The organism is Paenibacillus kribbensis (assembly GCF_002240415.1).
In the GTDB taxonomy this organism is placed as follows: domain Bacteria; phylum Bacillota; class Bacilli; order Paenibacillales; family Paenibacillaceae; genus Paenibacillus; species Paenibacillus kribbensis.
In genome coordinates this window covers 3,281,802-3,299,171 of sequence record NZ_CP020028.1, presented here as the reverse complement: position 1 = coordinate 3,299,171, position 17,370 = coordinate 3,281,802, and the positions used below count along the sequence as shown (strand labels likewise).

Here is a 17,370-nt window from a genome sequence, read left to right as displayed (position 1 = left end):
TAAGAGCGAGTGACAAACGGGTAGACATCAAACATTTATGTGAATAAAATCACAATAGAAGAGGAGTGTGTAGGTATGGGAGTGCCTATCGTACAGCAGAGCGTTCAAGCTGACAACAAAGCAGGCGAGCACATTAGCCTGAAAGAAAAGATTTCGTACGGTATGGGTGACTTTGGCAACGGGTTCATGTTTGATTTGGGGCAGCTGTATCTGCTGAAATTTTTTACGGATGTGGCAGGTGTTTCAGCGGGAGCAGCCGCCGGCATCTTTTTGGTCAGCAAGCTGTTTGCCGCCATATGTGATCCGGTTGTCGGGTCCTTTGTTGATTACCGCAAGCATATTGGTTCACGTGGAAAATTCAGACCTTTTCTCATCATTGGAAGCGTTATCCTTGCGATTCTTACGATTCTTACCTTTATTTCACCCAATATTTCACCCACAGGCAAACTCATTTACGCTTATGCGTCCTATATGATCTGGGGGATTGGCTATTCTATTGTAAATATTCCATATGGTTCACTGGGTGCAGCCATTACGCAGGATACCATTCAGCGCGCCTCGTTGTCTTCTTTCCGTCAGGCAGGCTCACTAGGCGCATTATTTGTAACCAGTGTCGTTGTTATGCCGCTGATTTTGCTGTTTCCTAATCATCATGTTGGCTATCCGGTTGTGATGGGAATCATGTCACTCATCGGTGTGATTGCTTTCATCATATGTTACCGAGGAACGAAAGAACGCATTATTAGTCAATCCGGACCCAAGGAAAAGCTGTCTTTAGGCGTTATTGTGCACACCTTTACGACTAACAAGCCTTTGCTGGTACTCGTTTTGATGACGATTTTCACCATATCCGCGTACAATATCAAGTCCGCACTGCTGGTCTATTTTGCCGAATATAATTTGGGGCATGTAGAGCTAATGGCTTATATGAATTTTATTATTATCGGTTCGTCGCTGCTGGGTGTGTTGTTTCTGCCCAAGCTGGTGCGGCGTTTTGGTAAACGAAAAACAGCCATGCTCGGGATGCTGGTTAGTGTCATTGCCGACTCCATCAACTTTTTTATGCCTTCAAATGTATATATTTTCACAATTCTGGCCAGTATTTCGTTCATTGGTATTAGTATTCCTAACGGAGTTACCTGGGCATTTGTCTCCGATATCATTGACTACGGCGAATGGTCATCCGGGGAGCGGAAGGAAGGGATTACGTACTCACTATTCAATTTTTCGCGCAAGCTGGCTCAATCCTTGTCCGGCTTTCTATCGGGGATCGGACTGGCGCTCATCGGATATGTTCCGAATGTGGTTCAGTCCTCTGGAACACTGCTCGGGATCAAGGCATTGCTTTGTCTCTATCCGGCTGTTGCCCTGGCATTGGCCATGCTGGTCATCGGTAAAATGTATAAGCTGACTGATAGCAAACATGCAGAAATGGTTCAAGACTTGCAGCGTCGACATGCGGAAAACCGCGTATAATTTGTGAAAGTCTTCTTTTCCGGGCGGCTCCTGTGGTATGGTGGGTATATAATTTTTTAGAGCCTCACTAAAGAAAGGATACGTATATGGCAGCTACCATTAAAGACATTGCCAAATTAGCGAATGTTTCCCATACAACCGTCTCCCGGGCGCTTAACAATAGCCCGCTGATTAAAGAAGATACGAAACGCAAAATTATGGAATTGGCAGAGCAACTGAATTATATTCCAAACTTTAACGCCAAAAGCCTTGTTCTCCAGCGCTCGCATACGATTGGCCTGTTTTTCACCAGTATTTCACAAGGCACCAGCTCCAGTTTTTTTGCGGATACCATCCGTGGAGTGAATCGTGTCATCGGGGTGGATTACAATTTGTTTGTGCGAGGAATTGACGATTATACCGATTTTTCAGCCATTCACCGTAAACGCTTTGATGGCATTATTCTGATGAGTCAAAGCGAAGCGGACAACCCGTTTATTTATCATGTGCTCGGCCAGGGCATCCCGCTTGTTGTACTGAATCGGCAGGTGTCCGGAGCTGGCATCGTGAATGTGATTTCCAATGATAAGGAAGGGTCCTATGCGGCGGTTTCCTTTCTCATTGAAAGTGGACATGAACGCATCGCAATCATCGAAGGGGTCGAAGGCTTCAAGTCTACCCAGCAGCGCCGCGAAGGTTTCATGAACGCGCTGATTGATAAGGGAAAGCCGATCCGACACGAATACATCGTCCAGGGGCATTATGACACCGAAAGCGGAAGCCAGGCGATGAAGCAGCTGCTTTCCTTGCCGGAGCCGCCGACCGCGGTATTTTGCTCTAACGATGATATGGCCATCGGTGCGATGAATGCAGTATTTGAAAACGGCTTGAAGGTACCTGAGGACGTATCTGTTATTGGCTTTGACGATATTGGCTTCTCCATGTATACAACCCCGCCGTTAACGACGGTCAAAAGACCGATTGAGCAGATTAGCGCGCGCGGAGCTGAATGCATTCTGGAACGGATTCAGTCACCGTCGAACGAGGGTGAGCTTATATTTATGGAGACTGAGCTTATGAAGCGGAAATCGGCGGCTAAGAGGTCAGGCTGAATATCATTCTGAAAACAGGCAGGCCGCAAAAGGGCAGGTTCGGTGCATCAAGCACTGTTCCTGCCCTTTTTTGCCTAAAATCGTGCTGTTTTGCAGGTACTTAACGTAAGAGATTGGTTTTCGCCAGTTCAACAATCTCATCACCGCGCCCGTTCAGCACCGCTTTCATCATCCACAGTGTAAAGCCTTGTGCTTGTTTAAGATTAATTTTAGGCGGCATGGATAGCTCCTGACGGTTGACCACCACATCCACCACAACAGGGCCATTATAGGCCAATGCTTGCTGAATGGCACCCTCCAGCATAGATGGATCTTCAACCCGGATGCCCTTGAGTCCCATGGCTTGCGCTACAGCACCAAAATCAGGGTTAAGCAGCTCGGTACCACTTTCCAGGAACCCGGCCGCTTTCATTTCCAGCTCGACAAAACCAAGAGCGCCATTATTGAATACAATGACTTTAACAGGCAATTGATGCTGTTTAAGGGTTAGCAGATCGCCCATCAGCATCGTGAGTCCGCCATCGCCCGAGAGGGAAATGACCTGCCGTGCAGGCTCAGTGGCCTGTGCACCAATTGCTTGCGGCAGTGCGTTTGCCATCGTTCCATGGTTGAAGGAACCGATAAGCCGCCGCTGGCCGTTCATCTGCAAATAACGGGCTGCCCACACCGTCGGCGTACCGACATCACAGGTGAAAATGGCATTGGCTTGAGCGGCATCACTAATGACCTTGGTGAGATATTGTGGATGGATCGGCATATGTCCCGGCTTGCCAGCCGCCAGTTCATCCAGCTCCTTGCGGACCTTGGCATAGCGGGAGACCGATTTTTCCAGATGCTGGTTATCATGCTCGGACGTCAAATGAGGAAGCAGCATCTCCAGCGTTGCTTTTACATCTCCGCACAATCCATAGGTTAGAGGAGTACGTCTGCCGAGGTGGGAAGACTCAATATCCACCTGCAGCACAATCGCATCCTCCGGATAAAATTGTCTGTAAGGAAAATCCGTTCCGAGCATGAGCAAGACGTCGCAATCCATCATCGCATGATACCCGGAAGAGTATCCGATCAGCCCGGTCAAGCCTGCATAATAAGGGTTGTTATATTCCAGATATTCCTTGCCCCGCAAAGCAGAAACGATAGGTGATTTTAGCTTGTCGCACAGCTGCATGAGCAATTCGTGAGATTGTGCGCAGCCTGCTCCGCATAATAAAGTAATTTGGTTGCCTTTATTCAAATATTCGGCCAGCCGGGAAATTTCGGAAGGTGACGGGTGCACTACAGGTGCAGTGGGATGGTAGACGTGTTCGGGGACGGAGACTTTTCCCGCCTCCAAAGCTGCTACATCGCCGGGAAGGACAATGACAGAGACACCTGAACGAGACACGGCCTGTTGAATGGCCATAGTTACGGTTCTCGGAACCTGCCGCGGTGTCATAATAACCTCACAGAAGTGACTGCATTCTCCAAAAAGACGTTCGGGATGTGTAGCCTGAAAGTATTCACTTCCGATCTCGTCACTGGGAATATGGGCTGCAATAGCGAGTACAGGCACCCGATTGCGGTGGCAATCATACAATCCATTAATCAGATGCAAATTTCCGGGACCGCTGCTGCCGGCACAGACAGCAATGCTTCCGCTAAGATCGGCATCTGCCCCGGCTGCAAAGGCAGCCACCTCTTCGTGTCTGACATGAATCCATTCAATTTGGCCACTCCTGCGAATGGAATCAACCATATTATTTAAAGAATCTCCAACGATGCCATAAATCCGTTTGACCCCTGCGTTGACCAAAACTTGTACAATAGTATCTGCGATTGTCTTCATAGTAGTTCCTCCTGTCTAGTCCTTGCCTAGCCTTTGTCTATTAAGTAACGTTATCCTACCCGTGCTTTGTTGTATTTATTCTCCTGAGATATATAAAAACAAGCTTTGTGGAAGAGGATGATAGTCAACCCTTAACAGTTTTGTATCAGGTGCGAAACAGCAGAAGGAGCGGCATAGACTGCGGATTGGCGTACAACCTCTTATGTTCACGTGTTCATATTATTGTCATTAATATTTATAAAATCTAAAAATGTTGAGAAAACTATTTTGTTCACGTGTGCATTGTGATAAAATAATCTTGCAATCATAATGGTAATAATGGGAGGTTACTCCGGATGAAACAAGTAGATGAATTAGACCAATTAAACAGAAAAAGCTTTATTGTAACAGAACCGTATCCTGAGAGGGTGCTGCAATTCGGGGAAGGCAACTTCCTGCGTGCATTTGTAGACTGGCAATTTGACAAAATGAATAAGCAGGCAGAATGGAAAACGGGTGTTGTGATCGTACAACCGCAGCCGGGAGGCATGGTGGAGAAGCTTAACGAGCAGGAGGGCCTGTATACGGTCATTCTCGAAGGGATTAAGGACGGGCAAGCCATGAAGGAGCATACCGTAGTGGAGTGTGTAGCCCGTGGACTCAATCCATACACTTCAGACTTCGCTGAATATGAGGCGTTATCCCAAAAGCCTGAGCTGCGCTTTGTCGTATCAAACACGACGGAAGCAGGAATCGCTTATGTGCCAGAGGACCGGCTGGAAGATCGTCCGCAAAAGAGCTTTCCAGGCAAGCTGGCCGCTTTACTGTACAAGCGCTTTCAATTTTTCGGAGGCGATCAGAGCAAGGGATTGGTGATCATTCCGTGCGAGCTGATCGACCGCAATGGTGATGCGCTTAAGGAGATTGTACTGAAATACGCTGATCAATGGGGGCTTGGGGCTGCATTTACAGCCTGGCTGAAGGAAGCCAATACGTTCTGCAACAGCTTGGTGGACCGGATTGTACCTGGTTATCCCAGAGACCGGATTCATGAAATTCAAGCAGAATTGGGCTACAAGGACGATTTGGTTGTTGTAGGCGAGCAGTATCATCTCTGGGTCATCGAAGGACCGCAATGGCTCAAGCAAGAACTGCCGGCTCATCTGGCGGGATTAAATGTGCTGATTGTTGACGATATGGCGCCTTATCGTACACGCAAGGTGCGCATTTTGAATGGGGCGCATACGGCGCTTACACCTGTTGCTTATTTATATGGCCTGGATACGGTGGGGCAGGCGGTCGAGCATGATGTCATGGGCGCTTTCATCCAGTCGCTGATTCGAGACGAAATTATTCCGACACTGGACTCCCCGGAAGCAGAATTGAATCTATATGCCGACGCTGTTATTGAACGTTTCCGTAATCCATATGTGAATCATTATGTCATGAGCATCGCTCTCAATTCGGTGTCCAAGTTCAAAACACGGAACTTGCCGTCCTTGCTCCAGTATGTGAAGCAGCATAAGGCATTGCCCGCCAAAATGGTATTTTCGTTGGCGTCTCTGCTTGTATTTTACCGGGGAGACAGAAACGGCGAGCCGATCGCCCTGGCAGACGAATCGGAAGTGTTGGGCGCATTTGGTGAGCTGTGGAGTAGATATGACGGAACACTTGCCGGAGCGAAGCAATTGACCGAACAGGTACTTGGCAAGCAGACATGGTGGGGTCAAGACCTGAACCAAATCGAGGGGCTGGCCGAACAGACGGCACAGCACGTGTATGAAATGACAAGCAGAGGAATAAAGGAGACGCTGGAATCTCTAACCGGGAACAGTGCCCCCAGAGCATAAGCAAGGAGGAAACCGGAATGCTGGAATTCATTCAAATCCATGATCAAGATAACGTGGCTGTCGCTTTGCGTGATTATAAGCGGGGAGAGACGCTGATGTGGGGAACGCAAAAAGATCAACGCGTGGAACTGGTCGACGATGTGGCGCGCGGGCATAAAATTGCGCTGCAGAACATACCTGAAGGTGAGCACGTCCTGAAATACGGATATCCTATCGGTCATGCTACTCAGCCCATTCAGGCCGGGCAGCATGTGCATACGCATAATACGAAAACAAATCTGACGGGCGTAGAGGAGTACACCTACAATCCTAAGCCAGCGCCCCTTTTATATGAACAGGAGAGCCGGACGTTTCAAGGCTTTCGGCGTAAGGACGGTCGTGTGGGGATTCGCAATGAGTTGTGGATTGTCCCAACAGTCGGTTGTGTAAACGGGATTGCCGAGCTTATTTTGAACCGCTTCAAGCAGGAAGTAGGCGATATTTCGCCTTTTGAAAATGCGCTTGTCCTCAAGCATAACTATGGTTGTTCCCAACTGGGTGACGATCATGCGCATACACGCACGATTTTAATGGATGCCGTAAAGCACGCGAACGCGGGCGGTGTGCTTGTGCTTGGTTTGGGCTGCGAGAACAACGAAATGAAGGAATTTAAGGAAGCTATCGGTGAATATGATCCGGAGCGGGTAAAATTTTTGTTGTCTCAGGAAGTATCGGACGAAGTGGAGGAAGGGGTACGGCTGCTGCATGAAATTTTTGCGGCCGTGCAGGAAGATCGGCGTGAGCCTGTACCTTTATCCGAGCTGAACATTGGCTTGAAATGCGGCGGCTCTGACGGCCTGTCGGGCATTACTGCCAATCCACTGCTCGGACGGCTGTCGGATTATATGGCAGCGCAGGGTGGAACAACGGTGCTGACTGAGGTGCCTGAAATGTTCGGCGCGGAGACCATTTTAATGGAACGTGCTGCCGATGAGCAAGTATTCGGAAAGATCGTACATCTGATTAACGATTTTAAGCAATATTTTCTGGATTACAAGCAGCCGGTATACGAAAATCCGTCACCTGGCAATAAAGCAGGGGGCATCACGACACTGGAGGATAAATCACTGGGCTGTACGCAAAAATCCGGTTCTTCCACGGTTACGGATGTTATTCAGTACGGGGAGCGTCTCAAGACCAAAGGACTCAACCTGCTCAGCGCACCGGGGAACGATCTGGTTGCTTCTTCGGCACTCGCAGCAGCGGGCTGTCAGCTCGTTATTTTCACTACCGGACGCGGTACGCCTTTTGGCTCCTTTGTTCCGACGATGAAGGTATCGACCAACTCGCCGCTCTATAAGTCCAAACCGCACTGGATCGACTATAATGCCGGTTCGTTGGTGGAGGATGTCAGTATGGAAGATGCGCTCCGCAACTTTGTAGACTACATTGTCGATGTAGCCAGCGGAACCTGGGTAAACAACGAGAAAAACAATTTCAGGGAGCTTGCTATTTTTAAAAACGGCGTGACGTTGTAGAAGTTTGGAACACATCGGGAGGCGGAATTTATTCCGCTTCCTTTTTACGCTGTATATCTCTAAATAGGCGTGCTAGAATTTAGGGGAAACACACCGAATCGCGTCAGAATAGGAGGAAATACAGTGCAAAATGCAATTATTGCTTATCGGGAAGAAAATCATGATCAGCTCGTAGATATTTGGCACCGGGCTGTACGCCGGACACACACTTTTTTAGAGGAAGAGGATATCCAATTTTATCATCATATCGTGCGCAATGGCGCCCTTAGAGAAGTCGAAATTTGGATGGCATGGAATGAAAGTCAAGGTCCAACAGGGTTTATCGGGCTGGACGGGCCCAAAATAGAGATGCTATTTGTCGATCCTGAGTTGCATGGGCAGGGCATAGGCAGTCGGCTCATTCAACATGCCGGGAAAATAAAAGGTACACACCTCAAAGTGGACGTGAATGAGCAAAATGAGAAAGCACATGCTTTCTACAAGCATTTTGGCTTTGTCCAAACAGGGCGATCTGAGCTGGATGGATCAGGTCGGGCATTTCCTTTGCTTCATATGGAGTGGAACCAGTAAACGAAGGACATTCACCTCCGTTCATAACTGGAATATATTATCATAATTTTGTTGCCACACACTTGATTTTATGATATAACTTAATTACGCAATAAATACGTAATTAAGTTATATTTTAGCTGGAACGTAGATCATGCTTTTGTTTGATGAGTACTAAAAGTCGGACAAGGAGGTGGGGAGGGTGGATGATCTCGTTCACTCCCATATCACAGATCTGGACACACTTGTTAACATGATTAAGCTGTCATTTTCATTTGCAGACGGAGCCGACATGATTGCTTTATGTGATCATCTGTATAACCATGCCAGCCAAAAGTATCAGGAGCTGCAGCTTTATAAAGCGCGCAAGAAGCCTGTACAACTCATACATAACAAACGGCCGCTAGTGTATTACTACGGCTACAGTCATCTTATGAAAGGCATGGCCTTCCAAAAACAGGGCAAATATGAAGCCGCTCGGGATTGTATCGAAAAATACGCGGAATTGGGCTGGTTTAATGGCCTTGATCAGCAGGGGGAAGCAGAGGTCGAATATTATCGTCATGCTGCCAAAGCCAACCTGTACGCCCTTGATATTTTGTCCGGCCATGCTGAAGTGCTGCAGGAATACGTCCAATTCCTTCGGGACAATCCGGAAGAGCTGTTACCGGGGCTTCTTTCCATCGTAGAAGGGGCATACAGGCATGATTACCCTTTAGAGACTATACTTCAATCATTTGCCGAGCAAATTGATGATTTCAAGTATTTAGAAGAGCCTGTGAATGTATCTTACTATTTCCGCTTCTGCTATCAATTGGCTCTCTACTATATCAAGCAGCAACAAGTTACAGCTGCATTGGATTATATTCTGCAATCCCTCATGCTGTCAGATACCCTGGGTATGGAACATGAGCATGAGTTTAGAAAATGTACCGCTATATTCGAGATTTTCCGAACCCAAGCTACAGCAACACAGCAAGACCAATATATAACTATTTTAAAAGGAGTGTTAAAGGATGAAAAAATTGATTTCACGGTCTCTGTCGCTCAGTCTGTTTAGCTTGCTGGTGTTTGTTACAAGTCATGACCTTATCTCGGTATTCTACCATGGAGCCAATCATTAATTAGGACAGAAACAAGGCAAAAACGAAGCTGTTTAGAGGTATGAATTTGATGTGAGACGTTTGATGTGAAAAAATTTATTAAGTACACCAAATAGCAGGTGAAGCTCATTATAATCCGGGCTTGCTTGCTATTTGGCGTTTTTATGAAAAGTATTTTGTATTACATTGTTGCGGGGTTACGGAGTAGACCTTGTTCTGAGGGGTGCAATGAAATCCGTGTTTGTTGGTAAGCTGGGAATGCTTCTGTTGAAGGGTATGTCCCGCTTTTTAGTGCTGCATCCAGTGCCCGCAATAAGGAACCGGTGAATTGCTCTGGAGAAAAGAATATACTTTTCCCGACCATATGAATATGGAGCTCGTTATGGTCGCGGTTGCTTACGGACAGCAATAAACCTTGGCCCTGAAAGCCCGTGCCGATGGCCCGTACTTTGTGTATACCCGCAAGCAGCATCTCGGTTTTTAACGCACGCCCGTGTTCTTCCACAAATACAGAAATCAGGCGTTTGTCTGTAACGATAATAATCTGGTTTCCCCGAAACGTATGCGTTAGATGAACAAAATCTTTGTACACTCCAATAATCTGTTCATGCCCAGCAACAATCCCCATGCGTACAAAATCATCCAACACAGCAGCATCGGGTTCCTGATGATTTTTAATCCGTTTCTTAATGCTGAACTGAATGGTTAGTATACCAAAAACGGCCATTAGAAAAGGGATGAGCCCGCCGTTCTGCAAGAAGAAAAGCAGGATGATAAATACGGCCAAAAAACATTGCCCCCAAGTAAGATAACGCAGTTTTTGTTGAACCGTACGGCGATAGTAACGGAACCCTTTTCCCGGTTGATACTCCGAGGCATACTTCGTCATACCACTCATCTGGGTTAATCCATAGACCGCCAGAACGGTCAGCCCAAGCGAAAGGAGCGTCATAAACCATTCTTGTGTTGCAAAGCCAACTAACGTGCAAAGCCCGAACATGATGATCCCCGCCCAGCAAGCAACTCTTTTGATTCGAACCTGTTTTTGAATCGAACGAACTAATTCTTCCATCTTGCAATCCTCCTGATCTAGGTACATAGGTAATGATTGGAATATCAATAGTCTTATCGTACCATCTGATAGTCTTTTTCGTAAATTCTTTAGAAGATATTGTATTTGTGAGCCTTTAAAACTTCACTGCCTTTTTACCCTTATCCTGATATAATAAATGTAAGTATAACCATGTCCTTCGATCAGAAAGTTTGTACACATATCAGATGAATCGCCAAACGGAAGGGGAGAGTATATGGTTATTTATGAAACGGACCAAGCTTATGTAATGACAACGCAGCATGACCATGCCCACATTTCAGGTGAACTGGCTGCACAATGGGAAGAGAGTGCCTTCAAGAATAGGCGGCATAAGCAGGATTTTGTATATGCAGCCAAGGAGCATGACCGGGGTTGGATTAAGTTGGATGCTGCTCCTTTCTGGAATGATCATGTATCTGCACCTTATACGTTTATTGATTTTCCGCTCAGCCCTCGGTTTGTCTTTTATCGTCTTGGGATTGATGAAGTGGAGCAAGTGAATTCGTATGCCGCGCTGCTGTGCAGCTTGATGTACAAGGAGCTGGTCGGACGGAGCGAGCATGAAAATGCTCAGGACAAGCAGCTTACGCGAGCTTATCTGGAGGCGGAGGAACAGCGGCGACACAGGCTCAAACAGGAGCTGGCGGGTGGCGTCACCTTCGACCATCAGGTGCGTACGGATGTGCGCAGAATGTTGTTCTGCGACGAATTGAGTCTGTTTTTGTGCAGCCGGGAGCCAGGGACGCCTGCGGCAGATTATGAATGGTTTGCTGATGGTTTAAGCTTCCCGGCTGTTCGCCATGAAGGCGGACGGGTTCGGGCCGAATGGTTATCGGATCAGACGGTGGGGCTGTCCTTTTTTCCTTTTAAAAGCAAGGTGGGGATTACACATACCTTTAAGGAGGTGGCCAAAGAGCAAATTCATACCTCAGGGCTTCTGCAAGCCTATCGTTCCTCCGAATGGAAGCATCGAACCTTTACCGTCGAACATATCATGGAAGTAGAAAAACGCAAGGAGAATGCCTGACCGTCTACCGATACGGCCTTGGACAGAGCAAAGCCTCCCTGAATAAATCCACTCAGAGAGGCTCGTTTTTTTATCGCATGCCCCTTTATTTCTCATCAGATACGTAACACCCATTCCCAATGCGGCTACCACCCATTTTTTATTTTTTATGAATAGCACCTCTTTAATGTGAAATGCTGAACGAGATTTTACAATTTAGTGCTTCCCTGCGCTCGTTCCGCATAACTATGGTTTTACCCTTTCCATGAAATCTTACCCGTTCCATCGACAATGAAATGATTACGAGTGTCTATTCACGTTTAATGGATATGATCCCAATATCCTGCCGCAATTGCTTCAGATGCACATGACAGGGAGGTCTTTGTGATGAGAAAGAAGGAAGTGGTGGCCATGCTGCTTGCCGGCGGACAGGGCAAAAGACTCAAAGGACTGACCCGGACACTTGCCAAACCGGCTGTATTTTTTGGAGGAACCTACCGCATCATTGATTTCCCCCTTAGTAATTGCGCCCACTCCGGTATCGACACGGTTGGCGTATTGACCCAGTACGAACCGTTGGTGCTCCATTCCTACATCGGCGTAGGCAGCGACTGGGATTTGGATCGCCTGGATGGTGGAGTTTTTGTGTTGCCTCCGCATGAAAAAGAAAACGGGAATAACTGGTATAGAGGTACAGCGGATGCGATTTACCGTAACCTGCATTTTTTGGATCAATATGACCCGGAGCATGTACTGATCTTGTCAGGCGATCACATCTATAAAATGGACTACAGTCGCATGCTCGACTATCACAAGAAAAAGGGAGCAGACTGCACGATTTCTGTCATCAACGTCACGATTCAGGAAGCCAAACGGTTCGGGATCCTGAACACGGATGATGACCTGAAAATATACGACTTTGAGGAGAAGCCGGAACAGCCGAAAAGTACACTGGCCTCGATGGGCATTTATTTATTCAAATGGGAGGTACTGCGTCGCTATCTGCTGGAGAGCGCAAGCGACTCTGAGTCCTCGCATGATTTTGGCAAGGACATCATTCCGATGCTGCTCCAGCATGGACGGTCGCTGTATGCTTATCCGTTTGCCGGGTACTGGAAGGATGTGGGCACGATTCAAAGCTTGTGGGAGGCTAACATGGATTTACTGGCTCAGGACCCGCCATTGGATTTGAATGACCCTTTCTGGCGTATCTATACCCGCAGTCCCAATCAACCGGCTCAGTACATCACCCAACGAGCAATCCTGAAAAACAGCATCGTCAATGAGGGCTGCATGGTGGACGGAGAAGTAAGGCATTCCGTGCTATTTTATGGAGTCGAAGTGGGCGGAGGCAGCATTATTACCGAATCCGTCATCATGCCGAATGTAAAAATTGGACGCAATGTTCGTATTCATCGAGCTATCGTGAACGAAAACATGATTATTGATGACAATATGGTCATCGGATCTGAGAATAGCCCGAATGAGATTATTTTGTTCGATCAGGAATGCGAGCTTCATGCACGAATATAAACCGGATAAGGACGGTGTCCGCTATGAGCCGACTCATTGGAGTTATCAACCTGGATCACGAACTGGATCAGTTGAAGGAGCTGACCTATTTCCGGTGCGGGGCCGCAGTTCCCTTTGCCAGTCGATATCGGCTCATTGATTTTACCTTATCCAACATGATGCATGCAGGGGTGTATGATATTGCACTGTTCGTTCGTCGCAAATACCGTTCGCTGCTGGATCATCTGGGTGAAGGACGGCCCTGGGATTTGGACCGCAGACGAGGCGGGCTGTTTATTTTGCCGCCAGACTGGAATGATCCGACGGATGGTTCACGCGGGGATTTGCAGCATGTGCACAACAACCTGGATTTTTTTCATCGGTCAGCAGGGCAAGTTATTGTACACGCAGGAACGCAGCATGTGAACAAGGTAGATATTGAGGATGTATACCGTTATCATCGCGAAAAGAATGCAGACGTTACTCTCGTCTACAAAGTGATAGAGCAGCTAGAAGCTGAGCATGCGCCTTGTGTACGGCTGGAGATTGCCGAGGACGGGCGAGTGACCGGTATTCATCAGGAGCAGGATCATCATAATATTTATCTGGAAATGTTCGTAATAGACAAAAGCTTGTATCTGGATCAGGTGAAGCATTGCATTGCCCATCAGGATAACCATTTCTTCCGGGATGCGATTCAGAAAAATCCAAGCGGACTACGTATTTTCGCATATCCTTATGAAGGGTATCATGCGGTCATTAATTCCATCGAGAGTTACTATAAAAATAGCATGAGGCTGCTGGATCAGCAGCAATATCAAGCGCTGTTCCAGGATCAGCCGGTGCATACGAAAATCAAGTACGAAGCCCCGACCCGCTTCACTCACAGCGCCGAGGTGGAGCATTCGCTTGTCGCCAATGGCTGCATGATTGGGGGCAAGGTTGAGAATAGCATTCTTTTTCGCGGGGTACGGATAGAGGCGGGCGCGTGGGTAAGCAACTCGATCATTATGCAAAAATGCACGATTCGTAAAGGCGCCATTGTCCAGAATGTGATTTTGGATAAGGATGTGGAGCTTTCACCGGAACGGACTTTGATTGGAGACATTAGGGCTCCCTATGTCATTGCCAAGAACAGCGTCATTTAAAGGGATATATTGTGCATTTAAAACCGAAATACAGGAGGGTACACCTTTGTTCAGCAATAAAGAAGCTTTTAAGCAGGCTTTTCGAGAGCAACTGGTCGGAAGGCTGGGCAAACCGATGCAGGAAGCTCAGGCGGAAGACGTATACAAGGTTTTGGGCGGTATGATCCGCGAACAGGTCGGCAAGAAATGGGCGGAAACGAATCAAGCCTATAAAGAAGGACAAGAGAAGCAGGTCTATTACTTTTCACTGGAGTTTTTGATAGGCCGTCTGCTGGGCAGTAATTTGCTGAATTTGGGTGTATTGGACATGGTTCGGCAAGCGCTGGGAGAACTGGGCTGGGACCTGGAAGAAATCGAAGAGCAGGAGGCAGACGCCGGGCTGGGAAATGGCGGTCTCGGTCGTCTGGCCGCTTGCTTCATGGATTCGCTGGCATCCCTCGGCTATGCAGGACATGGCTGCGGCATCCGATATAAGTACGGTCTGTTTGAGCAGCGTATTGTAGACGGAAATCAGGTGGAGCTGCCGGATTACTGGCTGCAAAAGGGCAATGTCTGGGAGGAGCGCCGTCCTGACAAGAAGGTCGAGGTTCACTTTTGGGGACGGGTGGAGACTCGTGAACAGGATGGCTGTCTCCTATTCGAGACTCAAGATGCCGAAACGGTCTGGGCCGTTCCGTATGATATTCCGCTGGTGGGCTATGGACACGCGCAGGTGAACACGCTGCGGATTTGGAGCGCGGAATCAGCGCTCGACCCCGTTCGAGGGCCGATTCGGGGCGAGGGTGGCTACTACCGCTTTCTCGACTATAACCGCTCGGTGGAGTCCATCTCGGCCTTCCTCTACCCGGATGATTCCAATTATGAGGGTAAGCTGCTTCGCTTGAAGCAGCAGTACTTTCTGTGCTCGGCCGGCTTGCAAAGTATTTTGCGTACGTTCGAGAAGCTTCGTTTACCGTACAGCCAGTTGCCTGACAAAATTGCGCTGCACATTAACGATACACATCCAACGCTGGTCATTCCCGAACTGATGCGAATTCTAATGGACGTAAAGGGCTTGGGCTGGGACGAAGCATGGGATATTACGACACGGACGGTTTCGTATACCAATCATACGATATTGAGCGAGGCCTTGGAGCAATGGCCTGTCAATATGGTGCGGGAGCTGCTTCCTCGAATTTGTTTAATCATTGAAGAGATTAACAAGCGTTATTGCGCTATGCTGCTGGAGCGTTATCCAGGTCAGGACATCAAAATTGGTCAGCTGGCGATTATTCACGGTGAACAAATCCGCATGGCCCATTTGGCTATCGTCGGCAGCTACAGCGTCAACGGGGTAGCGGCGTTGCACACACAAATTTTGAAGGAACGTGAAATGAAGTCGTTTCACGAGCTATACCCTGGTCGTTTTAACAATAAAACGAACGGAATTGCTCATCGTCGCTGGCTGATGCACGCGAACCCTGAGCTGGCAAGCTTGTATGATGAGACGATCGGTACACGTTGGCGAACACGTCCACGTGAGCTCATCGACCTGCTTCGTTACAGTGGGAACGAGTCGTTCCAAGAGCGGATTCAGAAGATTAAGCGAAATAATAAAATCAGGCTTGCCGAGCATGTGTTTGAGAAACACGGCGTTCGACTGGATACGTCCTCGATTTTTGATGTACAAGTCAAACGGCTGCATAGCTACAAGCGACAGTTGCTTAACATTTTGCATGTGATGCATCTGTATAACCAGCTCAAAAATAATTCTTCGCTGGATATGGTGCCACGCACGTTTATTTTCGGGGCTAAAGCAGCTCCGGGCTATTTTCTTGCCAAGCAGACAATTAAATTGATTAACAATGTGGCGGATACGATCAATCGGGATGTGGATGTCAGGGACAAGCTGAAAGTGGTTTTTCTCGAAAACTATTCAGTTTCGCTGGCGGAGCTGATTATTCCTGCAGCGGATGTCAGTGAGCAGATCTCTACGGCAGGCAAGGAAGCTTCAGGCACAGGAAATATGAAATTTATGATCAACGGTGCACTCACCCTGGGCACATTGGATGGAGCCAATGTTGAAATGCATGAGATGGTAGGCGATGCCAACATGTTCATTTTTGGCTTAAAGGTGGATCAGATTGAGGCGTATGTTCAGGACGGCCAGTATTCAGCGCGTAAAACAGCCAACAGTGACGAAAGACTGCGCGAAGTGCTGGATCAACTGGTAAACGATGCTCCTTTTACACGGCATGAACGAGAATTTGAGGCCATTTATCAATCCCTGATTGATCATAATGATGAATACTTTGTGCTCAAGGACTTCGCAGCCTATGTGGATACCCAGGTTCATGTGGAGCAAGTGTACCGGAATTCGTCCGAGTGGACGCGGCGTGCTATTGTGAATATGGCCCACTCCGGCAAATTTTCCAGTGATTGCACAATTCAGCAGTACGCAGCGGAAATTTGGGATATTGCACCTCTCGAAACGATGCCAACAGGCGAATCTTGTCCTAAAAAAGCGAAACAGGCGGAATAGCATTGCTTTTCGACCGCTGAGGGTTATAATGACAGTATAAACATACTGTTAAAGGAGTCCTCCTATTGATCAAGCTCAATCCGAACAGGCTCAAACCTCATAAATCGAAGAAGAAATATAATATGTTCCAAAATATATGGCGGGCGATTCGTCTGAATTTTATCAAGCTGTTGCGTGCACCTGGTGGCGTCAAAAAAATCTCCTTGGGCTTTGCCATTGGCTTCGGGCTGGAGATGATTGTGATTTCCACGGCATCTCTGATTTACCTTGTGTTTTATCCCATTGTTCGGCTGTCCGGCGGTTCGATGCCTGCGGCCATCGTGGGCAATGTAGTAGGCAAGCTGACCTTTTTACCGATTGTGCTGATGCCGTTCGCCAAGCAGCTTGGGGCCTGGATTTACCCATCTCATTATCCGGTACACGTCAGAGGCGGTCGACTTCACGAGCATTCTTTTATGGAGCTGTTTCATGGCAACTGGTCTGTATTCAGAGACTTGCTGCACGGAGGGCTGCACATTCTGATCGGAATGTCGATTTTCGGTGTGGTACTAGGCATTATCTCGTATTTTGTCATTCAGGTCTTGTATAACCGTTCACTGCACAAACGGCTGGAGAAACGGAAATTGCGTCATGGTACAGCCTTTTCGGCGGCTAGATTGCTAAAAAATGGATAACGTAGGTGATTAAGAAGCTCCTTGAG

General features: G+C 47.7%; 13 protein-coding genes. 11 read left to right on the top strand and 2 right to left on the bottom strand.

All coding sequences use genetic code 11. The features are described 5' to 3' along the window. Nucleotides 1-75: 75 nt before the first annotated feature. Nucleotides 76-1,476 carry an MFS transporter gene (locus B4V02_RS14560; protein ID WP_094155367.1) on the top strand — a complete coding sequence of 467 codons (1,401 nt, stop codon included), beginning with the start codon at nt 76-78 and terminating at the stop codon, nt 1,474-1,476. Between the two features lie 86 nt (nt 1,477-1,562). Then, a complete protein-coding gene (locus B4V02_RS14555) occupies nt 1,563-2,567 on the top strand; it encodes a LacI family DNA-binding transcriptional regulator (RefSeq protein WP_094155366.1) in 1,005 nt (334 codons plus the stop codon). A gap of 100 nt (nt 2,568-2,667) precedes the next feature. Here the strand turns inward: B4V02_RS14555 and poxB are convergent, their stop codons facing one another. Further along, nucleotides 2,668-4,392 (bottom strand): ubiquinone-dependent pyruvate dehydrogenase, encoded by a 1,725-nt coding sequence (gene poxB, locus B4V02_RS14550; RefSeq protein ID WP_094155365.1) that lies wholly within the window; start codon nt 4,390-4,392, stop codon nt 2,668-2,670. Between the two features lie 335 nt (nt 4,393-4,727). On the opposite strand from poxB, the gene B4V02_RS14545 reads away from it, so the two are divergent. The 4 genes from B4V02_RS14545 (at nt 4,728) to B4V02_RS14530 (ending at nt 9,347) form a co-directional block, all read left to right on the top strand. Next, nucleotides 4,728-6,221, top strand: coding sequence for a tagaturonate reductase (locus B4V02_RS14545; RefSeq protein WP_094155364.1), 1,494 nt, complete (start codon nt 4,728-4,730; stop codon nt 6,219-6,221). A 17-nt stretch (nt 6,222-6,238) separates the two neighbouring features. Then, a complete protein-coding gene (locus tag B4V02_RS14540; RefSeq protein WP_094155363.1) occupies nt 6,239-7,738 on the top strand; it encodes a UxaA family hydrolase in 1,500 nt (499 codons plus the stop codon). Nucleotides 7,739-7,861: 123 nt separating this feature from the next. Further along, nucleotides 7,862-8,308 carry an acetyltransferase gene (locus tag B4V02_RS14535; protein WP_094155362.1) on the top strand — a complete coding sequence of 149 codons (447 nt, stop codon included), beginning with the start codon at nt 7,862-7,864 and terminating at the stop codon, nt 8,306-8,308. Between the two features lie 181 nt (nt 8,309-8,489). Continuing rightward, a complete protein-coding gene (locus tag B4V02_RS14530; RefSeq protein WP_094155361.1) occupies nt 8,490-9,347 on the top strand; it encodes a DNA-binding protein in 858 nt (285 codons plus the stop codon). A 224-nt stretch (nt 9,348-9,571) separates the two neighbouring features. On the opposite strand, the gene B4V02_RS14525 is transcribed toward B4V02_RS14530, so the two are convergent. Next, nucleotides 9,572-10,462 (bottom strand): hypothetical protein, encoded by an 891-nt coding sequence (locus B4V02_RS14525; protein WP_094155360.1) that lies wholly within the window; start codon nt 10,460-10,462, stop codon nt 9,572-9,574. Nucleotides 10,463-10,697: 235 nt separating this feature from the next. Here B4V02_RS14525 and B4V02_RS14520 point away from each other — a divergent pair, with 235 nt between their 5' ends. From B4V02_RS14520 to B4V02_RS14495, 5 genes are all read left to right on the top strand, one after another. Beyond that, entirely contained in the window at nt 10,698-11,510 is an 813-nt protein-coding gene (locus tag B4V02_RS14520; protein WP_094155359.1) for a DUF3891 family protein, read from the top strand. A 366-nt stretch (nt 11,511-11,876) separates the two neighbouring features. Further along, on the top strand, nt 11,877-13,022 hold the full coding sequence (locus B4V02_RS14510) for a glucose-1-phosphate adenylyltransferase (RefSeq protein WP_094155357.1): 1,146 nt from the start codon (nt 11,877-11,879) through the stop codon (nt 13,020-13,022). Nucleotides 13,023-13,045: 23 nt separating this feature from the next. Then, nucleotides 13,046-14,149: a glucose-1-phosphate adenylyltransferase subunit GlgD gene (gene glgD / locus B4V02_RS14505; protein WP_094155356.1), complete on the top strand. Its 1,104-nt coding sequence runs from the start codon at nt 13,046-13,048 to the stop codon at nt 14,147-14,149. A 46-nt stretch (nt 14,150-14,195) separates the two neighbouring features. Beyond that, entirely contained in the window at nt 14,196-16,670 is a 2,475-nt protein-coding gene (locus B4V02_RS14500) for a glycogen/starch/alpha-glucan phosphorylase (protein ID WP_157739745.1), read from the top strand. 122 nt (nt 16,671-16,792) lie between these two features. Next, nucleotides 16,793-17,344 (top strand): DUF2062 domain-containing protein, encoded by a 552-nt coding sequence (locus tag B4V02_RS14495; protein WP_007430191.1) that lies wholly within the window; start codon nt 16,793-16,795, stop codon nt 17,342-17,344. Nucleotides 17,345-17,370: the final 26 nt, after the last annotated feature.

What these genes read in the sequence shown, in the direction of transcription:
- B4V02_RS14560 (WP_094155367.1), top strand. Translation starts at nt 76, where the DNA reads ATGGGAGTGCCTATCGTACAGCAGAGCGTTCAAGCTGACAACAAAGCA.
- B4V02_RS14555 (WP_094155366.1), top strand. Translation starts at nt 1,563, where the DNA reads ATGGCAGCTACCATTAAAGACATTGCCAAATTAGCGAATGTTTCCCAT.
- poxB (WP_094155365.1), bottom strand. Translation starts at nt 4,392, where the DNA reads ATGAAGACAATCGCAGATACTATTGTACAAGTTTTGGTCAACGCAGGG.
- B4V02_RS14545 (WP_094155364.1), top strand. Translation starts at nt 4,728, where the DNA reads ATGAAACAAGTAGATGAATTAGACCAATTAAACAGAAAAAGCTTTATT.
- B4V02_RS14540 (WP_094155363.1), top strand. Translation starts at nt 6,239, where the DNA reads ATGCTGGAATTCATTCAAATCCATGATCAAGATAACGTGGCTGTCGCT.
- B4V02_RS14525 (WP_094155360.1), bottom strand. Translation starts at nt 10,462, where the DNA reads ATGGAAGAATTAGTTCGTTCGATTCAAAAACAGGTTCGAATCAAAAGA.
- B4V02_RS14520 (WP_094155359.1), top strand. Translation starts at nt 10,698, where the DNA reads ATGGTTATTTATGAAACGGACCAAGCTTATGTAATGACAACGCAGCAT.
- B4V02_RS14510 (WP_094155357.1), top strand. Translation starts at nt 11,877, where the DNA reads ATGAGAAAGAAGGAAGTGGTGGCCATGCTGCTTGCCGGCGGACAGGGC.
- glgD (WP_094155356.1), top strand. Translation starts at nt 13,046, where the DNA reads ATGAGCCGACTCATTGGAGTTATCAACCTGGATCACGAACTGGATCAG.
- B4V02_RS14495 (WP_007430191.1), top strand. Translation starts at nt 16,793, where the DNA reads ATGTTCCAAAATATATGGCGGGCGATTCGTCTGAATTTTATCAAGCTG.